General features: G+C 58.9%; 19 protein-coding genes and 1 pseudogene. All 20 read right to left on the bottom strand.

Annotated elements, in window-relative coordinates:
- Window positions 1-16: 16 nt before the first annotated feature.
- Window positions 17-109: pseudogene (locus RHM56_RS21435) on the bottom strand (peptide ABC transporter ATP-binding protein); the annotation flags it as partial.
- Window positions 110-228: 119 nt separating this feature from the next.
- Window positions 229-1,440 carry a hypothetical protein gene (locus RHM56_RS21440; protein ID WP_322235870.1) on the bottom strand — a complete coding sequence of 404 codons (1,212 nt, stop codon included), beginning with the start codon at window positions 1,438-1,440 and terminating at the stop codon, window positions 229-231.
- Window positions 1,441-1,971: 531 nt separating this feature from the next.
- Window positions 1,972-2,706, bottom strand: a complete 735-nt coding sequence (locus RHM56_RS21445) for an amino acid ABC transporter ATP-binding protein (RefSeq protein WP_019412264.1) — start codon at window positions 2,704-2,706, stop codon at window positions 1,972-1,974.
- A complete protein-coding gene (locus RHM56_RS21450; RefSeq protein ID WP_416194925.1) occupies window positions 2,699-3,658 on the bottom strand; it encodes an amino acid ABC transporter permease in 960 nt (319 codons plus the stop codon). The genes RHM56_RS21445 and RHM56_RS21450 overlap by 8 nt, the downstream gene beginning before the upstream one ends.
- 149 nt (window positions 3,659-3,807) lie before the next feature.
- Window positions 3,808-4,605, bottom strand: coding sequence for a transporter substrate-binding domain-containing protein (locus tag RHM56_RS21455; RefSeq protein ID WP_322241832.1), 798 nt, complete (start codon window positions 4,603-4,605; stop codon window positions 3,808-3,810).
- 367 nt (window positions 4,606-4,972) lie between these two features.
- A complete protein-coding gene (mdoH, locus tag RHM56_RS21460; RefSeq protein ID WP_322235875.1) occupies window positions 4,973-7,525 on the bottom strand; it encodes a glucans biosynthesis glucosyltransferase MdoH in 2,553 nt (850 codons plus the stop codon).
- Entirely contained in the window at window positions 7,518-9,260 is a 1,743-nt protein-coding gene (locus tag RHM56_RS21465) for a glucan biosynthesis protein G (RefSeq protein ID WP_322235877.1), read from the bottom strand. The genes mdoH and RHM56_RS21465 overlap by 8 nt, the downstream gene beginning before the upstream one ends.
- Before the next feature lie 232 nt (window positions 9,261-9,492).
- The gene (gene dtd, locus RHM56_RS21470) at window positions 9,493-9,930 is read right to left on the bottom strand and encodes a D-aminoacyl-tRNA deacylase (protein ID WP_322235879.1); all 438 of its coding nucleotides are present in this window, start codon (window positions 9,928-9,930) and stop codon (window positions 9,493-9,495) included.
- Complete coding sequence (gene pip / locus RHM56_RS21475; RefSeq protein WP_322235881.1) at window positions 9,927-10,898, bottom strand: prolyl aminopeptidase; 972 nt, start codon at window positions 10,896-10,898, stop codon at window positions 9,927-9,929. The genes dtd and pip overlap by 4 nt, the downstream gene beginning before the upstream one ends.
- A gap of 256 nt (window positions 10,899-11,154) precedes the next feature.
- Window positions 11,155-11,955 carry an N-formylglutamate deformylase gene (gene hutG, locus RHM56_RS21480; protein WP_322235883.1) on the bottom strand — a complete coding sequence of 267 codons (801 nt, stop codon included), beginning with the start codon at window positions 11,953-11,955 and terminating at the stop codon, window positions 11,155-11,157.
- Between the two features lie 11 nt (window positions 11,956-11,966).
- Complete coding sequence (gene hutI, locus RHM56_RS21485; protein ID WP_322235885.1) at window positions 11,967-13,172, bottom strand: imidazolonepropionase; 1,206 nt, start codon at window positions 13,170-13,172, stop codon at window positions 11,967-11,969.
- A 20-nt stretch (window positions 13,173-13,192) separates the two neighbouring features.
- Window positions 13,193-14,722, bottom strand: a complete 1,530-nt coding sequence (gene hutH / locus RHM56_RS21490; RefSeq protein ID WP_322235887.1) for a histidine ammonia-lyase — start codon at window positions 14,720-14,722, stop codon at window positions 13,193-13,195.
- 15 nt (window positions 14,723-14,737) lie between these two features.
- Window positions 14,738-15,562: a glycine betaine/L-proline ABC transporter ATP-binding protein gene (locus RHM56_RS21495; RefSeq protein WP_322235889.1), complete on the bottom strand. Its 825-nt coding sequence runs from the start codon at window positions 15,560-15,562 to the stop codon at window positions 14,738-14,740.
- Window positions 15,559-16,410 carry a proline/glycine betaine ABC transporter permease gene (locus RHM56_RS21500; protein WP_322235891.1) on the bottom strand — a complete coding sequence of 284 codons (852 nt, stop codon included), beginning with the start codon at window positions 16,408-16,410 and terminating at the stop codon, window positions 15,559-15,561. The genes RHM56_RS21495 and RHM56_RS21500 overlap by 4 nt, the downstream gene beginning before the upstream one ends.
- Before the next feature lie 53 nt (window positions 16,411-16,463).
- The gene (locus RHM56_RS21505; protein ID WP_322235893.1) at window positions 16,464-17,432 is read right to left on the bottom strand and encodes an ABC transporter substrate-binding protein; all 969 of its coding nucleotides are present in this window, start codon (window positions 17,430-17,432) and stop codon (window positions 16,464-16,466) included.
- Between the two features lie 106 nt (window positions 17,433-17,538).
- On the bottom strand, window positions 17,539-19,071 hold the full coding sequence (gene hutH, locus RHM56_RS21510; protein WP_322235895.1) for a histidine ammonia-lyase: 1,533 nt from the start codon (window positions 19,069-19,071) through the stop codon (window positions 17,539-17,541).
- 65 nt (window positions 19,072-19,136) lie between these two features.
- Entirely contained in the window at window positions 19,137-20,606 is a 1,470-nt protein-coding gene (locus RHM56_RS21515) for a cytosine permease (protein ID WP_322235897.1), read from the bottom strand.
- Between the two features lie 136 nt (window positions 20,607-20,742).
- Window positions 20,743-22,440: a urocanate hydratase gene (gene hutU / locus RHM56_RS21520; protein ID WP_322235899.1), complete on the bottom strand. Its 1,698-nt coding sequence runs from the start codon at window positions 22,438-22,440 to the stop codon at window positions 20,743-20,745.
- A 344-nt stretch (window positions 22,441-22,784) separates the two neighbouring features.
- Window positions 22,785-23,357 carry a HutD family protein gene (locus tag RHM56_RS21525; RefSeq protein WP_322235901.1) on the bottom strand — a complete coding sequence of 191 codons (573 nt, stop codon included), beginning with the start codon at window positions 23,355-23,357 and terminating at the stop codon, window positions 22,785-22,787.
- Complete coding sequence (hutC, locus tag RHM56_RS21530) at window positions 23,354-24,064, bottom strand: histidine utilization repressor (RefSeq protein ID WP_322241833.1); 711 nt, start codon at window positions 24,062-24,064, stop codon at window positions 23,354-23,356. Before hutC ends, RHM56_RS21525 begins: the two co-directional genes overlap by 4 nt.
- Window positions 24,065-24,179 lie beyond the last annotated feature (115 nt).

Below are 24,179 nucleotides of genomic sequence, written 5' to 3' on the forward strand. Positions count from 1 at the left end.
TGGCCATGGTGCGTTCTTACAACACCTGACGCAAAAACGCCTGAGCGCGCAGGTCTTTTGGCGAGTTGAAGAAGTCCTCCGGGGCGGAGTCTTCCAGCAATTTGTCGTGATGGACTGGCGCGTCTGGGTATGCATCTGCAGACGTTAGTGGGGCGGCTCAGGGTTTAATAAGCCATAACGTAAAGAGAGCGGGTTTAATGCCCGCTTTCTTTTGCAACCCTTACATAATTAACTAAACTTTGGACGTAGAAAGACAACATTATCCAGTTCAAAGTGATTGCCACCACCGGGACCAACGTGGCCTTCATCCTGCATATTAGTAATATTTAAATTATAAAACCTTAACGCTGTACTCACAGTGAAGTTTCCCGTAAGGGTTACCCATCCCTGATCTTTTAGGACTTTAGTTGCAGGAATAATAATTTGACGATTATTCCCCTCCAGGATCACGGTGAGATCGGGCGATAGAGGTTCGTCGTCCGCAGCAATATTTCGAACATCAAAAGAGAAAACGTAATCCCCAGGTTTCAACGTATCGATGGTCTGTTGTAAAACGATCCCCGCTTTTCCGTTATTCGCCTCATCCTTGGCAATTTTCCTGAAGACACCGTCGACAATATCGTTGGGAGAACCAGCAGACCCAGCGTACCAAGGCAGGATGTTTAGGTCATCGAACGATTCACGCTCTTCAATAAACTCCGCACCGTTGGCAATCGTGTAGGTTGAAACGGGCATCGCCAAAGCTTCCGCTTGCTTATCGAACGTCGTGCTTGCCCCGCGCATATAAATAAGAAAATGAATATCCAGCTTTGTGCCAGCACCCAACTCTTTCAAGTAACTGTAAGGCAAGCTTTTTTCGAGATAACCTCGCTCAATTTCCGAGGCCAGCATTTTATTTGACTCGGGAACCCAAAGCCTATGGTCATGCTCTACACCCTCAGCAGTCTTGCCTTTCGCATAAAGCCAGACCACATAACCCAAGGTGATATCCCAAAATGGGAATCTCCCCAGGCGGATTGTTCCCACAGTTACTTCAGACACATCCAGAACTCTATTTTCATCAGCCTGTGTTATCCAGGGAGCCGGTAACGCGCTGGCAGAAAAATGTCCTACTTGAAAAAAGAGATCGTTACTAACCTCTGTTCCATCCTCATAAAATAAGGTTGCCGTCACCTTCACATCCAAACCCAGTGAAGCTGCTATATTTTTTGGCGTAAGTTCAACTGTGTGGGTAGTGCCAGGGGTATTAAATACTTGAGTACCCATTGAATAATCAACTTCACTCCCGTCCACCGTCGCCCCCCAGCGCACGTCTAAACGTTCAACAGGTTTAGAAGGGCTGATAGTGACCTCTACGCTCAGTCCATGCTGAGCAGTTTCCGGGTCTACTACCCCATTTTCAAAGCCAGGCACTTTAATTTCGACAGCGTCAGCGTTCATCGTTAATTACCCTCGGGCAGCTCTTGATATTAACCACTAGGGTCTGTACGAAATGTTTCTAGCCAAGGTTAGATGAGCCTGTTTTCAACGCCGCACAACCGAGCACAGATACTTTTCGTAAAGAACTTAAGAGCCGTCAGTAGGCTCCCTGCCCCGGACAAATGTCTACTGTCAGAAATGACAGTACTGCTTGATTTCACCTTGCTTTAGCATGCCCTTCTCAAATTAACTTCTCACTGATCGTGGCTAGACTTGCAGTGCCATCTAACGTTCGGAGAGACGCCGATGAGCATTGCCAAAAGCCGTCCGCACCCCAGAAGAACATGCCGAGCTGAGCCAGCGCGTGCAACGCGTCATCGAGCAGGTCACCCGACCACACATTGGCAAGCCTCGGTGAAGCTGACGCAGCATGGCTCGAGCAGCAATGGCGTCACAGGCTTGAGGGTAGGTTATTTCGAGAACAGCACATTAGAGACAGCCACCCCACTGCCGATAACCGGGCAGTGAGGTTGATGGTTTTGCGCTGAAGACTTACAACACCTGACGCAAGAACGCCTGAGCGCGCAGGTCTTTCGGTGAGTTGAAGAAGTCCTCCGGGGCGGAGTCTTCCAGCAGTTTGCCGTGATCGAAGAACAGCACGCGGTTCGCGACTTCTCGGGCAAAGCCCATTTCGTGAGTCACGCAGACCATGGTCATGCCTTCCTGCGCCAAGGTCTTCATCACGTCGAGCACTTCGCCCACCATCTCCGGGTCAAGCGCCGACGTCGGCTCATCGAACAGCATGACTTTGGGATCCATCGCCAGCGCACGGGCAATGGCCACGCGCTGTTGCTGGCCGCCCGAAAGGCGCGAGGGGTATTCGTTGGCCTTTTGCCCGATTCCGACCTTCTCCAGCAACTCGCGGGCCTTGGCCTCGCGCTCGGCCTTGCCACGCTTGCGCACGACTTTCTGCGCCAGGCACAGGTTTTCGAGCACGGTCATGTGCGGGAACAGGTTGAAATGCTGGAACACCATGCCGACTTCACGCCGGTAAGCGTTGACATCGGTTTTGGGGTTGGCCAAATCCACACCATCGATGCTGACCGAACCCGAGTCGAACTCTTCCAGGCCGTTGAGGCAACGCAGAAAGGTCGACTTGCCGGAACCGGACGGGCCGATCACCACCAACACTTCGCCCTTGGCAACCTGAGTGGTCACGTTATCGACCGCACGCACGATGTGCCCGCGCGTATCGAAGACTTTTACCAGTTCGCGAACTTCAATCACTTTGCGCGAGCCTCCGCTCAAGCCGGCTGGCCAAATGCGACAGCGGCAGGTTGATCAACAAGTACAGGCCCGCCACGCAGAACAGGATTTCGAACGGCGAGAACGAGGTGGTGATGACTTCACGGCCACTTTTAAGCAGTTCGGTAATGGCAATCACCGACACCAGCGAGGTGTCTTTGACCAGGCTGATAAATTGCCCGGCCAACGGCGGCAGTACCCGCTTGAAGGCTTGCGGCAGTACCACGTGGCGCATCGACTGGCTGGCATTGAGGCCCAGCGAGCGTGCCGCTTCGCTCTGGCCCCGGGCGATGGACTGGACGCCCGAACGCACGATTTCGGCTACGTACGCACCGGTGAACAACGACAAAGCGGCAATGCCGGCAAATTCGCGGGACAGGTTGAGTACGGTGCCAATAAAGAAGTAGAAGATGAAAATCTGTACCAGCAGCGGCGTACCGCGCACCAGTTCGACGTACAGGGTCGAGAGGTCGCGCAAGGTCGGGTTGTTCGACAGCCGGCACAGGCCAGTGGCCAGTCCGATCAGCAAGCCCAACACGCCAGACACCAGTGACAGCCAAACGGTGGTCCACAAGCCCAGAAGCAGCGGCCCTGCTGCCCAATGGCGGTTAACACCGATCACATCGCCTTCGGCCACATCGTCGCCTTCAGCCAATTGCAGGCTGTTGTCGGCCACGGTCAGACGCTGTTCAGCGCCATCGTCGCCGCGTAGCACGACTTCGGCTTTGCCGCCGTTGCGTACCACTTCAATCACGGTCGAGGTTTCAGCGGCCCGTTGAGCTTCTTCGGCCTGATAGGCGAAGTACTGCGGGACTCGGTTCCAGCGCCACTCGTAGGACATCAGCGAAGTGGCGTAATACAACGCACCTGCCAGACCGATGAGGATCAGCACGGTCAATACGTGCCAGGGCCACTGGGCTTTTTTCTGTTTGATCACTTTGCAATATTTCCGTAGAGGACAGCACGAACAATTGCCGTAGTCGCTGCCGCAGGCTGCGATGAAGTCCGTGGAGACTTCAAGGAAACGGGTTGCTGCGCAACCCTTCGCAGCCTTCGGCAGCGACTACGGCAAGGAATTCGCGCTTATTCCATGTCTTTGAGCCACGCGGTGTCTTTGAACCACTTGTCATGGATGCGATCGTAGGTGCCGTCTTCGTGGATCTGGTGCAGGAAGTTGTTGATGAAGTTAATGCTGTCGTAGTCGCCTTTCTTCAGACCAAAGGCCAACGGCTCGTAGGTGAACGGCTTGTCGAGGAACTCCAGCTTGCCGTTACCGAACTTGTTAACCGCTACAACGTTGTAAGGCGCGTCATAGATAAAGGCATCAGCTTTGCCGTTAACCACATCCAGCACGGCTTCAGGCTCGTTGTCATAGCCGTGGTACTGGGCTTTGGACATCAGCTTGCGGGCAACGATTTCACCCGTTGTGCCGATTTTCGAGGTCAGGCGGTATTGCGGGTCGTTGAGGTCTTTGTACGACTTGATCTTGTCTGCCAGTTCCTTGCGGATCAGCAGGGTCTGGCCGACCACAATGAAGGGTTCGCTGAAGTTCAGGCGCAGGTTGCGTTCCTGAGTCAGGGTCATGCCGCTGCCGATCATGTCGAATTTGTTGGTCATCAAGGCCGGGATGATGCCGTCGTAGCCGGTGGACACCAGCTCCAGTTTGACGCCCATGGACTTGGCCATGGCTTTGAGCAAGTCAACTTCAAAGCCAATGATCTGACCGCGCTTGTTGGTCATTTCGAAGGGCATGTAAGTCGGGTCCATGCCCACTTTCAATGTGCCGCGCTTGACCGCGTCGTCAATGGCGCCGGCATGGGCTGCGCTGACCGCCAATAAGGCAGCGACGCCGCACAGCAGTTTCGAGACAAAATTTTTCATCATCCACTCCCCTCAACCTACTCAATAAAGGTGTTGGCCTGCGGCGGGCTCGATTCATAAAGCCAATAAAGCCGGGCACTCACCCATTCGGGGACGGATGCTAACTCACAGAAGGTTAGGAGACGAGTTTTGCGAGAGAAAAGCACGACAAGCGGGGAATGCAGATGCCTGTTTCGTAGCAGCTGCCGAGCTTTGCGAGGCTGCGTCCGATTGCGAAGCGATCGTAAAGGCTAAGTGCGAGGTTTATCAGGTACTGCGCGGTGTATGGCTTTACGACGGCTTTGCCGCCGGACGTAGCCTTCGGAAACTGCTACGAAAAACCGTCTCTCGCTCGCCCCCCCATAAAGAGGTGCGAGCGAGATAGGGATCACGCCGCAGGCTGCAACGGCAACAACGGCGCGTGGGGCTGCGCCGCCACGGTTTCACGCCAGGCGTTGAGCCAGTCTTCGTGACCTTCGCTCCACACCAGCGCGTGCAGGCGTGCCAGCGCCACAGGGTCGCTCAACAACGCCATACGCTCGTTGTTGCTCAGGCCTTGCGGGCCAACCTTGAGCGCCTGACGTACCCGTTCGGTACGCAGCCACTCAATCGGCTCGGCTTCACGGTGACGCGAGGTCGCCAGGGCACAGGCCAGGGCGTTCTGCTGCGGGTCGACCACGGCACGAACAAAACCGTCGTTGAGCGCGTGGTAGCGGTTCTCGTGGGTGTATTCAGCAGTGGCCGACAATTCACGCGGCGGTGCGTATTCCTCAGGAATCAGGAACAGGCTTTCGTCACGGGATTTGAGGCCCAGCTTGACCCGGCTGGAGATCACCGAGACCGGAATCGACAGCATCAAGGACCCGACAATCGGCACCAGCCACCACAGGAAGCTCGGATTCAACCACAGCACCAAGGCCGCCCAGGCTGCACCCAGCAGGGTTTGCGGGCCATGGCGACGCACTGCTTCACTCCACGGCGTGGAGTCGTCGTCACGTTGTGGCGAGTTCCAGGTCGCGGCCCAGCCGAGGAACGCGGCCAGTACGAAACGGGTGTGGAAGATCATGCGCACAGGGGCCAGCAGCATCGAAAAGAGCATTTCGAGCAGCATCGACAGCGTGACCTTGAACTTGCCACCGAACTGTTTCGCGCCTTTGGCCCAGATCAGGATGATGCTCAGCAGCTTAGGCAAGAACAGCAACACGATGGTGGTCGAGAACAGCGCAACGGCTTTGTCCGGGTGCCATTGAGGCCACAGCGGATACAGCTGGCGAGGTTCCATGAAGTACTGCGGTTCCATCAGCGTGTTGACCGCCAGCAAGGCCGTCGACAGCAGCAGGAAGAAGAACCACAACGGCGCCGACAGGTACGACATCACGCCCGTCAGGAACACCGCACGGTGCACCGGATGCATGCCTTTAACCAGGAACAGGCGGAAGTTCATCAAGTTGCCGTGGCACCAGCGGCGGTCACGCTTGAGTTCGTCCAGCAAGTTGGGCGGCAGTTCTTCGTAGCTGCCCGGCAGGTCGTAGGCAATCCACACGCCCCAACCGGCACGGCGCATCAACGCCGCTTCGACGAAGTCGTGAGACAGGATCGCGCCCGCAAATGCGCCCTTGCCCGGCAACGGCGCCAAGGCGCAGTGCTCGATAAACGGCTTCATGCGGATGATCGCGTTGTGGCCCCAATAGTGGGATTCACCCAACTGCCAGAAGTGCAGGCCGGCGGTGAACAGCGGCCCGTAGACCCGCGTTGCAAATTGCTGCATGCGTGCATACAAGGTGTCCATGCCCGACGCCCGAGGCGCGGTCTGGATGATGCCTGCGTCTGGCGTGGCTTCCATCAAGCGCACCAGGCTGGTCAGGCATTCACCGCTCATGACGCTGTCGGCGTCGAGCACCACCATGTACTTGTAGTCGCCGCCCCAGCGACGGCAGAAGTCGTCGAGGTTGCCGCTTTTACGTTTCACACGACGGCGACGACGGCGATAGAAAATCCGCCCGAAGCCTTCTGTTTCGCGGCAAACATCCAACCAGGCCTGTTGCTCGGCGACGCAAATGTCAGGGTCGTTACTGTCACTGAGGACGAAAAAGTCGAAGCGGTCCAGGTCACCCGTGGCCGCTACCGATTCGTACGTTGCCCGCAGGCCCGCAAACACACGGGTCACGTCTTCGTTACAGATCGGCATCACCAGCGCAGTACGCGCCTGCTCCGGGATCGGCTCATCGCCAGCGCTGGCGCCGGAAATGCGGTATTTGTCGTGCCCGGTCAGCAGCTCAAGGAAGCCCATGAGGGCGGTCCAGAACCCCGCCGAAACCCAGCAAAAAAGAATCCCGAACAAAATCAGGATGCTGGTTTGCAAGGCATACGGCAGCACTTGCTGCGCGGTCTGCATCAACGGCTGATGCATGACTTCGTCCAGATCAACGAACGACCAGCCCTGGTACGGCATGATGCCTTTCATGTACCAGCCAGCGACGATGGTTTGACCGAGCATCAGCACCAGCAGGATGTAACGGCGGATCGAGCCCACCGTCCGCCAGCGCGCCTTAGGCAGTACGCGCTCGTCGATTTTCGGCGCAGGCGGGTTGCTGCGACCCGTCAGACGGCGCCAGCCACGAACCAGAATATTGGTGCGCCATGGCTCGGGTACCACCTTAGTGCGACGAATCGGCGGCGTGGCCTTGAGCATCACCCGGCCACTGGCGTCGAGGGCGAGCATTTCTGCTTCCTCGAGTTCGGCAGCCGTTGTGAGGTTCAGACGTGTGCCGACCGACGCCTGAGCGGCCTCGGCAGCATCGATGTCGGTGCGCGCTGACAGACGTTCATGCAACTCGGCAAACGAGGTGCAGTTCGCCAAGTCGGCGCGCTGCTCCTCGCTCAGTGGCAAGTGCGCCAGGTACTCGTCAAGCGAGACTGGCTGAGTGTGAGCATTACTCATCGGCTGGCAACTGGTAGCTCCAGGTCTCGGTCAACACTTTTTCAGTCTTCACCGGTTCTGGCGTGGCGGGGGCTGCCTCGGCTGCCGGAGCTTTAGCGTCCTTGGCTTTAGCGTCCTTGGCTTTATCGTCTTTGTGCTCTTTCTTCTCGTGCACTTTGGCTGCCACTTTCTCAGCCTTGGCCACGGTTGCAGGGGCTTGCTCAACGTCTTGAACCAGGGCCGCACGCAGTTCGGTGGACTTGCTCGGGTCTTTGACTTTCAAGCGCAAGGTCAAGCGCCAGCCCTTGGTTTCCGGGTTGTAGCGCAGGTTGTTCTCAACCAGATCAGCGTTGTCACCCACACTCACTTGGCTACGAACAGGCGCATCGGCTGGCAGTTTTTCCAGCGACGGACCTTCGAAGTCAATCAGGTAGGCCACGCTGCCGTCAGGCTGACGGATCAGGTTGGATTGCTTGACGTCACCGGTCGAACGCAAGGTTTGTTTAACCCACGCGCTGTCAGTCGGGTGCAGTGCCGCTTCGTCCAGGGTCCAGTGCAGGCGGTAGGCGTAGTCAAACGGTTTGCCTGGCTCTGGCAGCGTGCCCGGGCTCCAGAACGCAACGATGTTGTCGTTGGTTTCGTCAGCTGTCGGAATTTCTACCAGATCGACAGTCCCTTTACCCCAATCACCCTGTGGCTCGATCCACGCGCTTGGGCGTTTGTCGTAACGGTCGTCGAGGTCTTCGTAGTGGCTGAAGTCACGGCCACGTTGCAGCAAGCCAAAACCACGCGGGTTTTCAACGGCAAAGTTGCTCACTGCCAAGTGTTTCGGGTTGTTCAGCGGACGCCAGATCCACTCGCCGTTGCCAGCATGAATCGCCAGGCCCGACGAATCGTGCAGTTCGCGGCGGTAGTTAAGCACTTTGGACGGCTGGTTGGCGCCGAACAGGTACATGCTGGTCAGCGGAGCGATGCCCAGCTTGCCTACTTTGTCACGCAGGAACATTTGCGCTTTCACGTCGACCACCGTGTCTACGCCAGGACGCAGGATAAAGCGGTAAGCGCCGGTCGCACGCGGCGAATCCAGCAACGCGAAGATCACCAGGTGTTTGTCGTTAGGTTTTGGACGTTCAATCCAGAACTCGGTGAAGCGCGGGAACTCTTCGCCCGATGGCAATGCGGTATCAATCGCCATGCCACGCGCCGACAAGCCGTAGGTCTGGCCCTTGCCGATCACGCGGAAGTAGCTCGCGCCCAGCATGGTCATGATTTCGTCTTGCTTGTCCGCTTTGTTGATGGGGTACAACACGCGGAAACCCGCCCAGCCGAGGTTCTCGGTGGCTTTAGGGTCAAATTTCACATCGCCAAAATCAAAGCGACTCGCGTCGTATTTGATCTCTTCGACCTTGTCGGACGTCACTTCGTTGATTTTCACCGGCGTGTCGAAATGCATGCCCTGGTGATAGAAGGACAGTTTGAACGGGGTCTTGTCCCCGGCCCATTGGGCTTTTTCACGTTTGAACTGAATTTTCTGGTAGTCCGCAAACTTCATGTCGCGGAACTCATTTGGCAAGTTGCTGCGTGGCGCTTGGTATTTCTGCTCGGCCAGGGTTTTAGCCTGCGCCGCCACGTCATCCAGACTGAATGCCCACAGTTGACCCGCACCGAACAAGCAAAAGAGCGCAGAGCCCGTCACCAGTGCGTTACGCAACCGCTTGGCAGACATTTTTGGTGCATTAAATGGACTAACAATCACGAGCAAACCTCGCCGAAAACAGATGATGAAACCAACGGCCAGCGATCTAGATGCCGGGTTGGCGAGCACTGTTCCGACCGTAAAAGGGAGAAATGATTCCCCAAGCACGTCGGATTAGTGTCTATGGTAGCGCGGGATTATCTAGTAGGCCGCGTTACAACGCATCTATTCTCAGCAAGTATTTATCGCCACCCCCCCCTGTTTTCAGACGAAAACACGGTTTTTCAAGGTTTTAGATGTGTAACAAGAATGTCACGGGGCCATCATTGACCAAATGCACCTGCATTTCGGCGCCAAAACGCCCGGTTTCGACCGTCGGGTGAAGCCGTTTTGCCTCTTCCAGCAAGTGCTTGAACAGCGTTTCGGCTAACGCAGGAGGTGCCGCCGTGGAAAAACTTGGGCGCAACCCGCTTTTGGTGTCAGCCGCCAGCGTGAACTGCGACACCAGCAACAAACCGCCGCCGACATCGGCCAGCGACAGGTTCATTTTGCCGTCCGCATCGCTGAACACCCGGTAATTGAGTAACTTGTGCAACAGCTTGGCCGCGTGGGCTTCAGTGTCTGCGGGTTCGACGGCCACCAGCACCAGCAAACCCTGATCAATTGAGCCTACAACCTCACCGCCCACCTCGACCCGCGCCCCACTGACGCGTTGCAACAAGCCCTTCATGCTTCGTCGGGCTGCAAGTTGAGCAGGCTGCTCGCCATTTGCTCGGTCGCGCGCACCAGCGCATCGGTAATACCGGTTTCAGAGGCTGCGTGACCCGCATCGCGTATTACTTGCAGCTCGCTGCCCGGCCAGTTCTGGTGCAATTCCCAGGCGTTATCCAGCGGGCAAATCACGTCGTAGCGGCCATGCACGATCACTGCCGGCAAATGGGCGATTTTATGCATGTCGCGGATCAGTTGATTCGGTTCAAGAAATGCATTGTTGGTGAAGTAATGGCATTCGATACGGGCAATCGACAAGGCGCGATGCGGGTCGCAGAAACGCTCAACCACTTGCGGGTTGGGGCGCAGCGTCGCCGTGCGGCCTTCCCACGTCGACCAAGCCTTGGCCGCGTGCATTTGTGCGATCTGGTCATTGCCGGTCAGGCGCTTATGGAAGGCGGTGAGCAAATCGTCACGTTCTTCCGGCGGAATCGGCGCGATGTAGTCCTGCCAATAGTCCGGGAAGATTCGACTGGCGCCCGCCTGGTAGAACCATTCAATCTCTTGCGGGCGCGCCAGGAAGATCCCACGCAGAATCAGGCCGTGCACACGGTCTGGATGGCTTTGCGCGTACGCCAGCGACAGGGTAGAGCCCCAAGAGCCGCCAAACAGCACCCATTTATCGATGCCCAAGAACAGACGAATCCGCTCCATGTCGGCCACCAGATCCCAAGTGGTGTTGTTATCAAGGCTGGCGTGCGGGGTTGAACGCCCGCACCCGCGTTGATCGAAGGTGATGATGCGGTACACACCCGGATCGAAATAACAGCGGCTGTTGGCATCACAGCCCGAGCCCGGCCCCCCGTGGACAAACACCACCGGCAAACCGTCGGGCGTGCCACTTTCATCGACGTAAAGTACATGCGGCCCATCAACAGCAAGATCGTGCCGGGCGTAGGGTTTGATCTGCGGGAACAAGGTCTGCATTACACACTCCGTGGGAGGGTTGAGGTCATCCCAGATGAGGACTTCAAAAAATGGTGCCGATTGGCATCATAAACCCGATTCGCGGAATGAGCATGGGGTTATGTGCCCGCCCCCCAGAGAGCCGCTTGTAGTCGCTGACGAGGTACGAAGGCTGCGATGCGGGCCGCATGACCGCCGTTCAGGGTCGCTTCGCAACCCATCGCAGCCTTCGTACCTCGGCAGCGACTACAAGGTTTCGCACAGTCATCGAGGCGTTTTAGGCGTAGCGCTCCTGCCCCCACTCGATCATCCGCGTCAGCAACTGCTCAAGCACCACCTGCGTCGGGGCTGCCAGGTCTTCGCGGTAGTTGAACGGCTCAAACTCTTCCATGTAGTTGCACTGCGACAATTCCAGTTGCACAGCGTGAATGTTATCCACAGGGCTGCCGTAATGCCGGGTGATGTGGCCACCTTTGAAACGCCCGTTCAGTACATGGCTGTAGGCCGGGTGTTCGGCGCAGATCGCTTCAAGGTCACTCGCCAGGTGCGGATCACAACTGGCGCCATTGAACGTTCCGAGGTTGAAGTCCGGCAAACGCCCTTCAAACAGGTGCGGCACGTGCGAGCGGATGGAGTGCGCGTCAAACAGCAGCGCGTAGCCAAATTCGGCTTTGAGGCGCTTTAGCTCCTGCTGCAAAGTCTGATGGTAGGGCTGCCAAATCGTTTGCAGGTAGGTCGCACGCTCTTGCGCAGTCGGCACTTGCCCTTCGCGAAACAACGGGAAGCCGTCAAACAGGGTGGCCGGGAATAACCCGGTGGTCGCGCCTACGTACAGCGGGGCGTCGTCTTCGGGGCGATTGAGGTCGATGACAAACCGCGAATACTGCGCCGCTAACGTGCTGGCCCCCAGTTGCTCAGCAAATTCGTAGAGACTGGGGATGTGCCAGTCGGTGTCCGGCAGGCTTTGCGCCTCGGGAATCAGCCCGGCCTCGACCGCAGGCGTCAGCTTTAACCCCGCGTGGGGCATGCTGATCAGCAAGGGCACGCGACCTTGTTTGAATGTCAGAACCTTATCCACAGCCTTTTCTCCTAAAGCGTGACGTCAACGCCATGGCGCACGACGCGTTTGTCCAGATCTCCGCCCAGCCAGTACGCAAGGTCTGCCGGGCGATCAATGTTCCAGGCCACAAAATCAGCCACTTTTCCGGGCTCCAGTGAGCCGTGGGTCTCGCCCATGCCCAAGGCCGTGGCAGCGTGCAGGGTGACGCCCGCCAAGGCTTCTTCGGGGGTCATGCGGAACAAGGTGCAGGCCATGTTCAGCATCAGGCGCAGCGACAAGCCCGGCGAGGTGCCCGGATTGAGGTCGCTGGCGATGGCGATTTTGACGCCATGCTTGCGCAGGGCGTCCATCGGCGGCAGTTGAGTTTCGCGCAAAAAGTAAAACGCGCCCGGCAACAACACCGCCACGGTCCCGGACTGCGCCATGGCGATGGCGTCTTCTTCGGTCATGAATTCCAGGTGATCGGCCGACAACGCCTGATAACGCGCCGCCAGGCTTGAGCCGTGCAACGAAGACAGTTGCTCGGCGTGTAACTTGACCGGCAACCCCAACTGCTGCGCCACTTGGAACACCCGCTCGACCTGCTCGGGCGAAAACGCCAGGTACTCGCAGAAGGCATCCACCGCATCCACCAGCCCTTCGGCCGCCAGCGCGGGCAGCATGTGCGTGCAGATGTGCTCGATGTAGTCGTCGGCGCGGTCTTTGTATTCCGGCGGCAACGCGTGCGCCGCCAGGCAGGTGCTGCGCACAGTGACCGGCAGTTCTTCGCCCAGACGACGAATCACCCGCAGGATTTTGCGTTCGCTCTCCAGGCTCAGGCCGTAGCCGGACTTGATCTCAACGCTGGTCACGCCATCGCGCAGCAAACACAGCAAGCGCTGACGGGCACTGGCGAACAGTTCGTCTTCGCTGGCCGCGCGGGTCGCACGCACAGTGCTGGCAATCCCGCCTCCCGCAGCGGCGATGTCGGCATAACTCACGCCTTGCAGGCGCTGTTCGAACTCGCCACTGCGATTGCCGCCAAACACCGTGTGGGTATGGCAATCGATCAACCCCGGCGTGACCCATGCGCCTTCAAGGCCCACGGTCTGGTCGTACTCGCCGTGTGGCAGATTCAGACGGGGCCCCACCCACTCGATGTATTCATCGCGGGTCACGATGGCCGCGTCTTCGATGATCGAGTACGTGCCATTGGCCATGGTCGCGACGTTGCAGTGTTGCCAAAGCGTTTTCATTCCATCACTCCGTCGATGCTTCACGCCAGGTAAGGCGACAATGCCTGCAACCCGCGCGGGTCCTTGAGAATAGCCGCGCTCTTGGCAATCTCCGGCGCCAGCCAGCGGTCCTGATCGTACGGCGCCACGTGCTCGCGCAGTAAGTGCCAGGCCAACTGCGTGCCATCACCGAAATGCTTGGCCTTGAGAAACTCGAACGCCTGCGCCGCCAACAGGTATTCAATGGCCAGAATCTGCGTGCAGTTTTCCAGCAATTGCAGCAGCTTGAGCGCCGCATTGGTGCCCAGGCTCAAGTGGTCTTCCTGCAAGCCCGAGGTCACGTAGTTGTCGAGCACCGCCGGTTGCGCCAGTTGGCGGTTTTGCGCACACAGCGAGGCTGCGACGTATTGCACGATCATCATCCCCGAGTTAACGCCCGGCTGACTCACCAGAAACGCGGGCAGATCGCTGACATGCGGGTTGATCAAACGGTCCAGCCGACGTTCGGCAATCGAACCGATCTCGGCCATCGCGATGGCCAATACATCCGCCGCCAAGGCCACCGACTGGCCATGCGGGTTGGCCTGACTGACCACCCGATAGGCCTCGGGCGTGCCCAGCACCATCGGGTTGTCATTGACCGAGTTAAGCTCGGTTTCGATCTGCGCAATGGCGTGCTTGAGCTGGTCGCGGGCGGCGCCATGCACCTGCGCAATTGAGCGCAGGCTCAGCGCATCCTGAGTGCGCACGCCTTTGCTGCTGGCGATCACTTCACTGCCTGCGAGCAGGCGACGCACATTGGCCCCCACTTGCTGCATGCCCGGATGCGGCTTGAGCGCCAAAATCTCAGGGTCGAACGCATCGATCTGGCCACGCAGCGCCTCGAAACTCATGGCGCCCGTCACATCAGCCCACTGCAATAAATGCGCGGCATCGGCCAGCGCCAGACAGCTAAGACCGGTCATGCACGGCGTGCCATTGACCAGACACAAGCCGTCTTTAGCCCCCAGTTGCACCGGGCTCAACCCCTCGGCGGCCAAGGCCTGCTGCGCGGGCACGACCTGCCCGCGATAGCTGACCTCGCCCACGCCCAGCAAGCTGATGCCGATATGCGCCATGTGGGTCAAATACCCCACTGAACCTTGAGACGGCACCTGCGGGGTGATCTGGCGATTGAGCAACGCCAGCAGCGCTTCGACCACTTGGCGGTGCAAGCCGGACTTGCCCTGGCTGTATTGAATGACCGCCGCGCACATGATCGCTCGGGTTTGCTCATTGCTCAGCACAGGGCCCACGCCGCACGCATGGCTGAGCAAGGTGTTGCGCGACAGTGCGCTCAGTTGCTCATGCTGCAACGAAACGTTGCTCAACCCGCCTAAGCCAGTGTTGATGCCATAGGCGCGCTCGCCACTTTGCACAATGCGCTGCACGATGGCCTGCGCGTTGTCGATGCGGGCCCAGGCCTGCGCCGACAGCTCCAGCCCCGCGCCATGCCGGGCAACGGCCACCACGTCCTGCCAGCGCATGCGCGCGTTATCAATCACCACGGCTTCAGTCTGCACGTTACTCATCTCTCACCCTTCCCCCTAAACCGCCACGGCACGGCGCTGAACAAAACGATCCACATAGTCATCGGCCGGCGCATGCAGAATCTCCTTGGGCGTGCCCACCTGGATCAATCGGCCGTCCTTGAGAATCGCAATCCGGTTGCCAATGCGCACCGCTTCATCCAGGTCATGGGTGATGAAGACGATGGTTTTGTGCAGGGTCTTTTGCAGTTCAAGCAACTGGTCCTGCATCTCGGCGCGGATCAGCGGGTCAAGGGCGCTGAAGGCTTCGTCCATCAAGATAATGTCGGTGTCGGCAGCCAAGGCACGCGCCAGGCCGACGCGCTGACGCATGCCGCCTGACAGTTGATGCGGGTATTTGCTTTCATAGCCCTTGAGGCCCACGGTGTTGATCCAGTGCAAGGCGCGCTCGGCGCATAGGGCTTTGCTTTCGCCACGCACCTTCAGGCCATACGCCACGTTGTCGAGCACGCTTTTGTGCGGCAACAGGCCGAAGCTCTGGAACACCATGCTGATTTTATGGCGACGGAATTGGCGCAAGGCTTCCATGTCGTATTGCAGGATGTCTTCGCCGTCGACCAGAATCGCGCCGCTGGTGGGATCGATCAGGCGATTGAAGTGCCGCACCAGCGTCGACTTGCCCGACCCCGACAAGCCCATGATCACGAAAATCTCGCCGGTGCCGATGTTCAGCGACAGGTTATTGACCCCCACCACGCACCCGGTCGCCGCCAGCACCTGATCTTTGCTTTTGTCTTGCTGGATCATGGCCAGCGCTTCTTTGGAGCGGCTGCCAAAAATCTTGAATACGTTTTTGACTTCGATTTTAGAAGGCGTGGTCATTTGCTCACCTCATGCCGTGGTCGGCCATAAGCCTGGGTAATGCGGTCGATCACCACCGCCAGAATCACAATGGCCAAGCCCGCTTCCAGCCCGCGCCCAACGTTCAAGGTCTGGATGCCGACCAGCACGTCCTCGCCCAAGCCGCGTGCGCCGATCATCGAGGCGATGACCACCATCGACAGCGCCATCATCGTGGTCTGGTTGATCCCGGCCATGATGCTCGGCATCGCCAGCGGCAGTTGCACGCCGAACAGTTGTTGCCAGCGGTTGGCACCAAACGCGTTGATGGCTTCCATGACCTCGCTGTCGACCTGGCGAATGCCCAGGTCAGTCAGGCGGATCAGCGGCGGCGCCGCGTAGATCACAGTGGCGAAAATCGCGGGCACCTTGCCCAGGCCAAACAGCATCAGCACCGGGATGAGGTACACGAAGCTGGGCATGGTTTGCATGATGTCGAGCACCGGCATCAGCACGGCGCGCAAGCGATTGCTGCGTGCCGACAAAATGCCCAGCGGCACGCCGATCAGCACCGAGATCACCGTGGCGACCATCATCAGCGCCAGGGTTTGCATCAGCTTGTCCCACAAGCCCACCGCCCCGACCAAAAACAGCAACCCGACGATCACCGCCGTGGTTACCACTTTGCGTGTCGCGTGCCAGGTAATGCCCGCAACGATGGCCAGCATCAGCCACCACGGCGCCATGCGCAGCACGGTTTCGAGGTTGACGATGGCCCACAGCAAGGTGTCGGAAATATGCCGGAACACATCACCATAGTTGGTCACCAACGCATCAACCCAGCCGTTGACCCAGTCCGCTATAGAAAATGTAAAACGTTCGGGAAACATAAGCACTCTCGGTCAAATGAAAGGGACGTTAACCACAGACACAGCGTCCGTTTTCACAGCGCTGCTTCGATTTTCTGGGCGGCGGCTTCATCGACCCAGGCGTGCCACACCTCTGGGTGTTCCTTGAGGAAGATCTTCGCCAGTTGCGGCGACTCGATGCGTTCGTGGGTCATGCGGGCCAGGTTCTGGTTGAGCAGGTCAATCGGCAGGTTGACCTTTTCCAGCACGGTGACCAGTTCAGGCGCTTGCTCGCTGAAGACTTTCGACACGCCGACCTTGATGTCTACGTGCTTGTCGACACCGGCTTTTTCTTCGAGCTTGACCAGATCGGCGCGGCCCATGAGCGGAGTGGGCGACCAGTAGTAAAACAGGATCGGCTCGCCACGCTTGTAACTCGACAGCACGGCAGCGTCGAGGGCCGGGCCGGTGCCTGGACGGAAGTTGGTGTAGGTGTTTTCCAGGCCATAGCTTTTGAGCATTTCGGTGTTTTCAAGCTCGCAGGTCCAGCCTGCCGGGCAGTTGTAGAAGCGGCCCTTGGACGGTTCTTCCTGGTCTTTGAACACGGACGCGTACTGCGCCAGGTCCGAGATGGACTTGAGGTTCGGTGCCTTGGCGGCGATCTTGCGGCTGGCATCGCCTTCGATCACATAACGCGGCACGTACCACCCTTCGACGGCACCCACCACCGGCGCGCCGACGCCGACCACTTTGCCGGCCTTCTCAGCCTTGTTCCAGACGTCGCTGCGGCCCACCCACTCTTCGGCAAACACTTGAATATCGTTGCTGCCCAAGGCGTTTTCCATGGTGATGGAGTTGCCCGGCAAGCTGTCGGTTTTACAGCCGTAGCCTTTTTCCAGCACGAACTGCATCAGGTCCGTGAGGAGCATGCCGCTTTCCCAGTTGAGCCCGGCGAATTTCACCGGCTTACCGGATTCGCACCAGGTGGCCGCCTGCGCAGCGCCTGCACCAGCCAACAGACTGATGGAAAGCAAGGGAGTCAGCAGAGTCTTGTAGAGGTTCATTGTGTGACGCTCCTAATCATTAAAAGGCCAAGGCGGGTGGGCGACTCAATAGGCGCTGGCCTCGCGATTTTTTAAAAAATCAAAAGATCGCGAGGCAAGCTCGCTCCTACAGACTGGGGAGCGTCTGGGGAGCAATCAGTTCATTCAGGCAACGCGACGCCAGCAGTTGCAGGGCGGCGTCGATGTCCGGGGCGAAGAAACGGTCTTTTTCATAGAACGCCACTTTGCGGCGTAGCGTGGTACGGGCGATTTCGAGTTTGGGCGAGGTGTTGAGGCCGTTGCGCAGGTCCAGCCCCTGGCACGCGGCCAGCCATTCCACCGCAAGCACGCCGCGCACGTTTTCAGCCATTTCCCACAAGCGTTTGCCCGCCGCGGGAGCCATCGATACGTGGTCTTCCTGGTTGGCTGAGGTCGGAATGCTGTCGACGCTGTGCGGATGGGCCAGCGCCTTGTTCTCGCTGGCTAACGCGGCGGCCGTCACTTGCGCGATCATGAAGCCCGAGTTGACCCCGCCATTGGCCACCAGAAACGGCGGCAATTGCGACATGTGCTTGTCCATCATCAACGAGATACGGCGCTCGCTCAGCGAACCGATTTCGGCAATCGCCAAGGCCATGTTGTCGGCCGCCATGGCGACCGGCTCGGCGTGGAAATTACCGCCGGAGATCACATCGCCCTGCTCGGCAAACACCAGCGGGTTATCTGACACGGCGTTGGCTTCAATGCCCAACACCTCGGCGGCCTGACGGAACTGGGTCAGGCAGGCGCCCATGACTTGCGGCTGGCAACGCAGGGAGTACGGGTCTTGAACCTTGTCGCAGTTTTTGTGCGACTCCGACACCCCGCTGCTCGTGCCCAGCAGGTCGCGATAAAGGCTGGCGGCATCGATTTGCCCACGCTGGCCGCGAGCGGCATGGATGCGCGGGTCAAACGGCGAGCGCGAGCCCAGTACGGCTTCAACGGTCAAGCTGCCGCAGACCGTGGCGGCGGCAAACAGATCCTCGCCCTCAAACAGCCCGCGCAGGGCAAAGGCAGTCGAGACCTGAGTACCGTTGAGCAAGGCCAAGCCTTCTTTGGCCGCCAGTGTCAGGGGTTGCAGACCGGCTTGTTTGAGCGCCGACACTGCGTCCAGCCACTCGCCTTGGTAACGTGCCTTGCCTTCGCCCAGCAGCACCAGCGACATGTGCGCCAACGGCGCCAGGTCACCCGATGCACCGACCGAACCCTTGAGCGGAATGTGCGGGTACACCTGGGCATTGATCAGGGCGATCAAGGCATCGATCACCACGCGGCGGATCCCGGAGAAACCACGGCTCAGGCTGTTGACCTTGAGCACCATGATCAGCCGCACCAGGTCATCGCTGATCGGCTCACCCACGCCCGCCGCATGCGACAGCACCAATGAACGCTGGAGGTTTTCCAGGTCTTCGCTGGCGATTTTTGTCGAAGCCAGCAAACCAAAACCGGTGTTGATGCCATAGGTGGTGCGGTTTTCAGCAAGAATCTGCTCAACGCACGCCACGCTGGCATCAATCTGCGCGCAAGCGCTGTCGTCCAGACTAAGGATCACCGGCTGCTGATAAATGTCACGCAGTTGGGCAAGGCTCAGTTGGCCGGGGATCAGGTTTAAACGGTTCACATTGGTGCTCCTTGTAAAAGGGTCTTGGCCGCCAGTCGCTGTTTATGGGTGTTCTTGAGTGCAGACTAGATCGGTGCGGGCACAACCGGCGGTATGACCGCCGCCATTTCAGACGCTGAACGCTCATCCGGCAGAATCAATTTAGCGGGCACCGGACGGGCCCATTTTTTGGCCGCCCAGTAATACACAGCGGCAGGCACGAGCAAGCCGATGATCCACGAAATATCGGTGCCGCCCAGGCTGTCCACCAGCGCGCCGGTGTAGAAGTGAGTCGAGATAAACGGCATTTGAATCAGCACGCCCATCACATAAACGCTGAGGCCGACCCCGTTCCAGCGGCCATAACGGCCCTCGGGATTAGAGAGTGCCGGGATGTCGTAGCGCTCTTTGGTGATGCAGTAGAAATCCACCAGATTGATCGCGCTCCAGGGTGTGAAGAACGCCAGCAGAAACAGGATGAACGCGGAGAAATCCTTGAGGAACGAGTCCTTGCCCAACAGCGCCAGCGCGGTTGCCATGGCCACCATCGCGAAGATGTAGAGCAAACGCACGCCGCTGGGGATGCGGCGACTGCCGCGAAAACCGCTGACGATGGTCGCGATGGACATAAAACTGCCGTAGGCATTGAGCGTGGTGATGGTCACCTTGCCGAAGGCCACGGCGAAATACAGCAGCGCCGCCACAATGCCGGTGCCACCCAGGCCCACGATGAAGGACACTTCGTGGTGGGCAAATTGCGACCCGGCCAAGGCCGCCGCGAACACGCCGAACACCATCGCCGTTTGTGCGCCAATCACCGAGCCCAGCCCAATCGCCCAGAAGGTTTTGGCGGGAGACGTCTTGCTCGGCAGGTAACGCGAGTAATCAGCGACGTACGGTCCGAACGCGATTTGCCAGGAGGCCGACAACGAGATCGCCAACAAGAAGCTGCTGATCGAGAAATGCTTGTTGCCCAGCAACGCGCCAATGTCGTTACCGGCCAGCAGCTTGTAGAACAGGTAGATGAAGGCAATCACCCCCAGCACGCTGGCGATGCGGCCAATGCCGTGGATTACCCGGTAACCGAAAATGGTCAGGGCCACGATAAAACCGGCGAAGGCGACGATGCCGACCCAGTCTTCAACGTGCAGCAGTTGAGCAATGGCTTGCCCGGCCAGCAACGAGCCGCTGGCCGAAAAGCCGATGTACATCAGGCACACCAGCACCAGCGGTACCACGGCGCCATACACCCCAAATTGCACCCGGCTGCTGATCATCTGCGGCAAGCCCAGTTGCGGGCCTTGAGCGCCGTGCAACGCCATGACGGCGCCACCGAGCACTTGCCCGATGAACAGACCGATCAGCGACCAAAACACATCGCCGCCCAATACCACGGCCAGCGCACCCGTCACGATCGCGGTGATTTGCAGGTTGGCTCCCAGCCATAGCGTGAACTGGCTGAACAGCCGCCCGTGTCGTTCTGACTCCGGGATGTAATCGATCGACCGCTTCTCGATCATAGGTGTAGCGCCTGCACGATCATCATTAACAGCCATGTGCCCCACCTCAGGTAAAGGGAAACCGGGATTGCGCTTGCTGAAAAACTTCACACCTGCCTGTAGGAGCGAGCTTGCTCGCGATCTTTTGATCTTCTAAAAGATCGCGAGCAAGCTCGCTCCTACAGGGTTTTGATTAGCCGTTAACCATCGGCAGGTTCAGTCCCTGTTCGTTGGCGCAGTCGATCGCGATCTGATACCCCGCATCGGCATGGCGCATCACGCCCGTGGCCGGGTCGTTGTGCAGCACGCGGGCGATGCGTTCTGCCGCTTCGTCGGTGCCGTCACACACAATCACCATCCCCGAGTGCTGCGAGAAGCCCATGCCGACGCCGCCGCCGTGGTGCAACGACACCCAGGTCGCGCCGCTCGCGGTGTTGAGCAAAGCATTGAGCAATGGCCAGTCGGAGACCGCATCCGAGCCGTCTTGCATCGATTCGGTTTCACGGTTCGGGCTCGACACCGAGCCGGAGTCCAGGTGGTCACGACCAATCACAATCGGCGCTTTCAGTTCACCGCTGCGCACCATTTCGTTGAACGCCAGACCGAGCTTGGCGCGCTGGCCCAGACCCACCCAGCAAATACGTGCCGGCAAACCCTGGAAGCTGATGCGCTCGCGCGCCATGTCCAGCCAGTTGTGCAGGTGGGCGTCGTCGGCGATCAGCTCTTTAACCTTGGCGTCGGTTTTGTAGATGTCTTCTGGATCACCCGACAGCGCGACCCAACGGAACGGACCGACACCCCGGCAGAACAATGGGCGGATGTACGCCGGGACAAAGCCCGGAAAGTCGAATGCATTGTCGACGCCCACTTCTTTGGCCATCTGACGGATGTTGTTGCCGTAGTCGAAGGTGGGAATGCCAGCCTTCTGGAACGCCAACATGGCTTGCACGTGCTCGCCCATCGACGCTTTGGCGGCTTTAACCACAGCAGCCGGATCGGTCACGGCGCGGTCGCGGTATTGCTCCCAGGTCCAGCCTTTTGGCAGGTAGCCATTGAGCGGATCGTGGGCGCTGGTCTGGTCGGTGACCATGTCCGGGCGCACGCCACGGCGCACCATTTCTGGCAGCAGTTCAGCGGCGTTGCCGCACAGGGCGATGGAAATCGCTTTGCCTTCGGCGGTGTATGTGGCGATGCGGGCCAGTGCGTCATCAAGATCGGTGGCTTGCTCATCAACGTAACGGGTGGCCAGACGGAAATCGATGCGGCTCTGCTGGCATTCGATGTTCAGCGAGCAGGCGCCAGCCAAGGTGGCGGCCAACGGTTGCGCGCCGCCCATGCCGCCCAGACCTGCGGTCAACACCCACTTGCCGACCAAGCTGCCGTTGTAGTGCTGGCGGCCCGCTTCGACGAAGGTTTCGTAGGTGCCCTGAACGATGCCTTGGCTACCGATGTAGATCCAACTGCCGGCGGTCATCTGGCCGTACATGGCCAGGCCTTTGGCGTCGAGTTCGTTGAAGTGCTCCCACGTGGCCCAATGCGGTACCAGGTTGGAGTTGGCGATCAGCACCCGTGGCGCGTTGCTGTGGGTTTTGAACACGCCGACCGGCTTGCCCGATTGCACCAGCAGGGTTTCGTCGTCGTTGAGGTGAGTCAGGCTTTCGACGATTTTGTCGTAGCACTCCCAGTTACGCGCCGCACGCCCAATACCGCCATACACCACCAGCTCAGTTGGGTTCTCGGCCACCTGCGGGTCGAGGTTGTTCATCAACATCCGCAACGGGGCTTCGGTCATCCAGCTTTTGGCCGTGAGCTGGGTGCCACGGGCAGCGCGGATTTCACCCTCACGGTGACGGGTGAAAGCAGCAGGCGATTTAGGGGTAGTTGAAGTCACGGGTAACTCCTCAGCGTTGGGCAGATGCACACTTATGTACTTGTACATACAAGCATATGCAAGTAAGCGGCCAACGTAAGATTGCCGAGGATGAAAAAGTGTTGAAAAGGGCTGCCCGGCCCGTCAATAAAGGCCAGCAAGCGCGCAGGCGGTTTGTGTGCGGGCAAAAAAATCGAAGTGCGGGGATGTTACTGGGAGGGGGTTTTGCGTCTTTTTGGGGCGTTAGGTAACAAGATGGGGCGCGGGTATAACTCCCTGCTTTTCGTAGGAGCGAGCTTGCTCGCGATCTTTTGATCTTTTAAAAGATCGCGAGCAAGCTCGCTCCTACAGGTCTGTGGTGCGCTTTAGATTGCGTTCAACTCAATCACGCAGCTACGGCCGGTGATGGCGACGTCCAGCAGCTCACCATTGCCGTTCAGTTGCAGGCAGTCGTAACGCCCCAGCTGTTCGTGAGCCGTGTTACCGAGTTCCACGCGCACCTGCTCATCGGCGCTGAAGATCAATAACGTCTGCGCCGAGGTGAACAGGCGGCCGCCCGCCTCCTGCCACTGCACGCGCGCGCTGTAACGATCCGGGGCGTAAATCAGGTTGAAATCGCGGATCGGCCCGTCAATCAAGGTGCAACTGACAACGCTTGCGCCTTTAAAGGCGAAGGCATCAAACGGTAACAAGGCACGACTGCGCACCTCATCAACGCTCAGGTGCATGCCCGCGCCTTGCAGCACGCTGATCACCCGCTGGTAGCCGTCAAAGCGCGAAAAACCACCCGACTCGCCAATGTCAGCAATCGACAGGCGCCAGCCAAAGCCATCAAGGCCCTCGCCTGCGTCGCGGGTGACTTCTTCGGTGCTGCCACCGCCGTTTTTCCACGGCATGCGCGGGTAATCGGCGGCGCGTAAAACAGTGCGTTCACTCATTTGCTGAAACGTCCTTCCAGACGATGACGGGAACCCGGGTGGATCAAGCGCGCAGCGGTCACCGGCTGGCGGCCCGACCATGTGCGGCGGCGAATCAGCAAGCACGGCTCGCTGGCTTCAATTTGCAGCAACTTGCACTCTTTGGGATCAGCCAGAATGGCTTCAACCACGTGCTCGCCTTCGGTCAATGGTGCGACCTGAGACAGATAGGCGTAAGGCGTTTGCTGGGTGAAGTCTTGTTTGAGGTAGTCCGGCGCGACTTGCGCGTTGACGAAACGGTCCTCAATTTGCACGGCAATGCCGTTTTCGTAATGCACGATCAGCGAGTGGAAGACTTTCTGCCCTTCGCGCATGTCGAGCACGGCGGCGCGCTCGGAGCCCGCCAGCTCTTCGCCCAGGCTGATCACTTTGCAGGTGTGTGTGTGTCCGCGGGCGGCGATTTCGTCAGCGATGTTGTTGACTTCAAACAGCGCTGACTGGGTTTTGGGCTCGGCCACAAACGTGCCGACACCCTGCATGCGCACCAGCAAACCATCGGCCGTCATCTCACGCAGCGCCCGGTTGATGGTCATGCGGCTGAAACCCAACTGGGTGACCAGCTCGCTTTCGGACGGCACGCGGTAGTGCGGCGGCCAGTTTCCGCTCTGGATTTGCTGGGTGATCATCTGCTTTACGCGGGCATAAAGCGGGGCTGGACTGTCGCCCATGTGGGCGGCCAGCGGGGGCACGACAGGCTGAGTCGACACAGGCAATCCTTGTTCATGAGTTATGGGGGCGTAGCTTGCCGGAGTTTACCGAGCAGGCAAACGTCTGTATATGTAT

The sequence above is a fragment of the Pseudomonas sp. CCC3.1 genome (assembly GCF_034347405.1).
Classification (GTDB): Bacteria; Pseudomonadota; Gammaproteobacteria; order Pseudomonadales; family Pseudomonadaceae; genus Aquipseudomonas.

What these genes read in the sequence shown, in the direction of transcription:
- dtd (WP_322235879.1), bottom strand. Translation starts at nt 9,930, where the DNA reads ATGAAGGGCTTGTTGCAACGCGTCAGTGGGGCGCGGGTCGAGGTGGGC.
- RHM56_RS21495 (WP_322235889.1), bottom strand. Translation starts at nt 15,562, where the DNA reads ATGACCACGCCTTCTAAAATCGAAGTCAAAAACGTATTCAAGATTTTT.
- RHM56_RS21505 (WP_322235893.1), bottom strand. Translation starts at nt 17,432, where the DNA reads ATGAACCTCTACAAGACTCTGCTGACTCCCTTGCTTTCCATCAGTCTG.
- RHM56_RS21440 (WP_322235870.1), bottom strand. Translation starts at nt 1,440, where the DNA reads ATGAACGCTGACGCTGTCGAAATTAAAGTGCCTGGCTTTGAAAATGGG.
- pip (WP_322235881.1), bottom strand. Translation starts at nt 10,898, where the DNA reads ATGCAGACCTTGTTCCCGCAGATCAAACCCTACGCCCGGCACGATCTT.
- RHM56_RS21455 (WP_322241832.1), bottom strand. Translation starts at nt 4,605, where the DNA reads ATGAAAAATTTTGTCTCGAAACTGCTGTGCGGCGTCGCTGCCTTATTG.
- RHM56_RS21525 (WP_322235901.1), bottom strand. Translation starts at nt 23,357, where the DNA reads ATGAGTGAACGCACTGTTTTACGCGCCGCCGATTACCCGCGCATGCCG.
- mdoH (WP_322235875.1), bottom strand. Translation starts at nt 7,525, where the DNA reads ATGAGTAATGCTCACACTCAGCCAGTCTCGCTTGACGAGTACCTGGCG.
- hutI (WP_322235885.1), bottom strand. Translation starts at nt 13,172, where the DNA reads ATGAAAACGCTTTGGCAACACTGCAACGTCGCGACCATGGCCAATGGC.
- hutH (WP_322235887.1), bottom strand. Translation starts at nt 14,722, where the DNA reads ATGAGTAACGTGCAGACTGAAGCCGTGGTGATTGATAACGCGCGCATG.
- hutC (WP_322241833.1), bottom strand. Translation starts at nt 24,064, where the DNA reads ATGGGCGACAGTCCAGCCCCGCTTTATGCCCGCGTAAAGCAGATGATC.
- RHM56_RS21500 (WP_322235891.1), bottom strand. Translation starts at nt 16,410, where the DNA reads ATGTTTCCCGAACGTTTTACATTTTCTATAGCGGACTGGGTCAACGGC.
- RHM56_RS21515 (WP_322235897.1), bottom strand. Translation starts at nt 20,606, where the DNA reads ATGGCTGTTAATGATGATCGTGCAGGCGCTACACCTATGATCGAGAAG.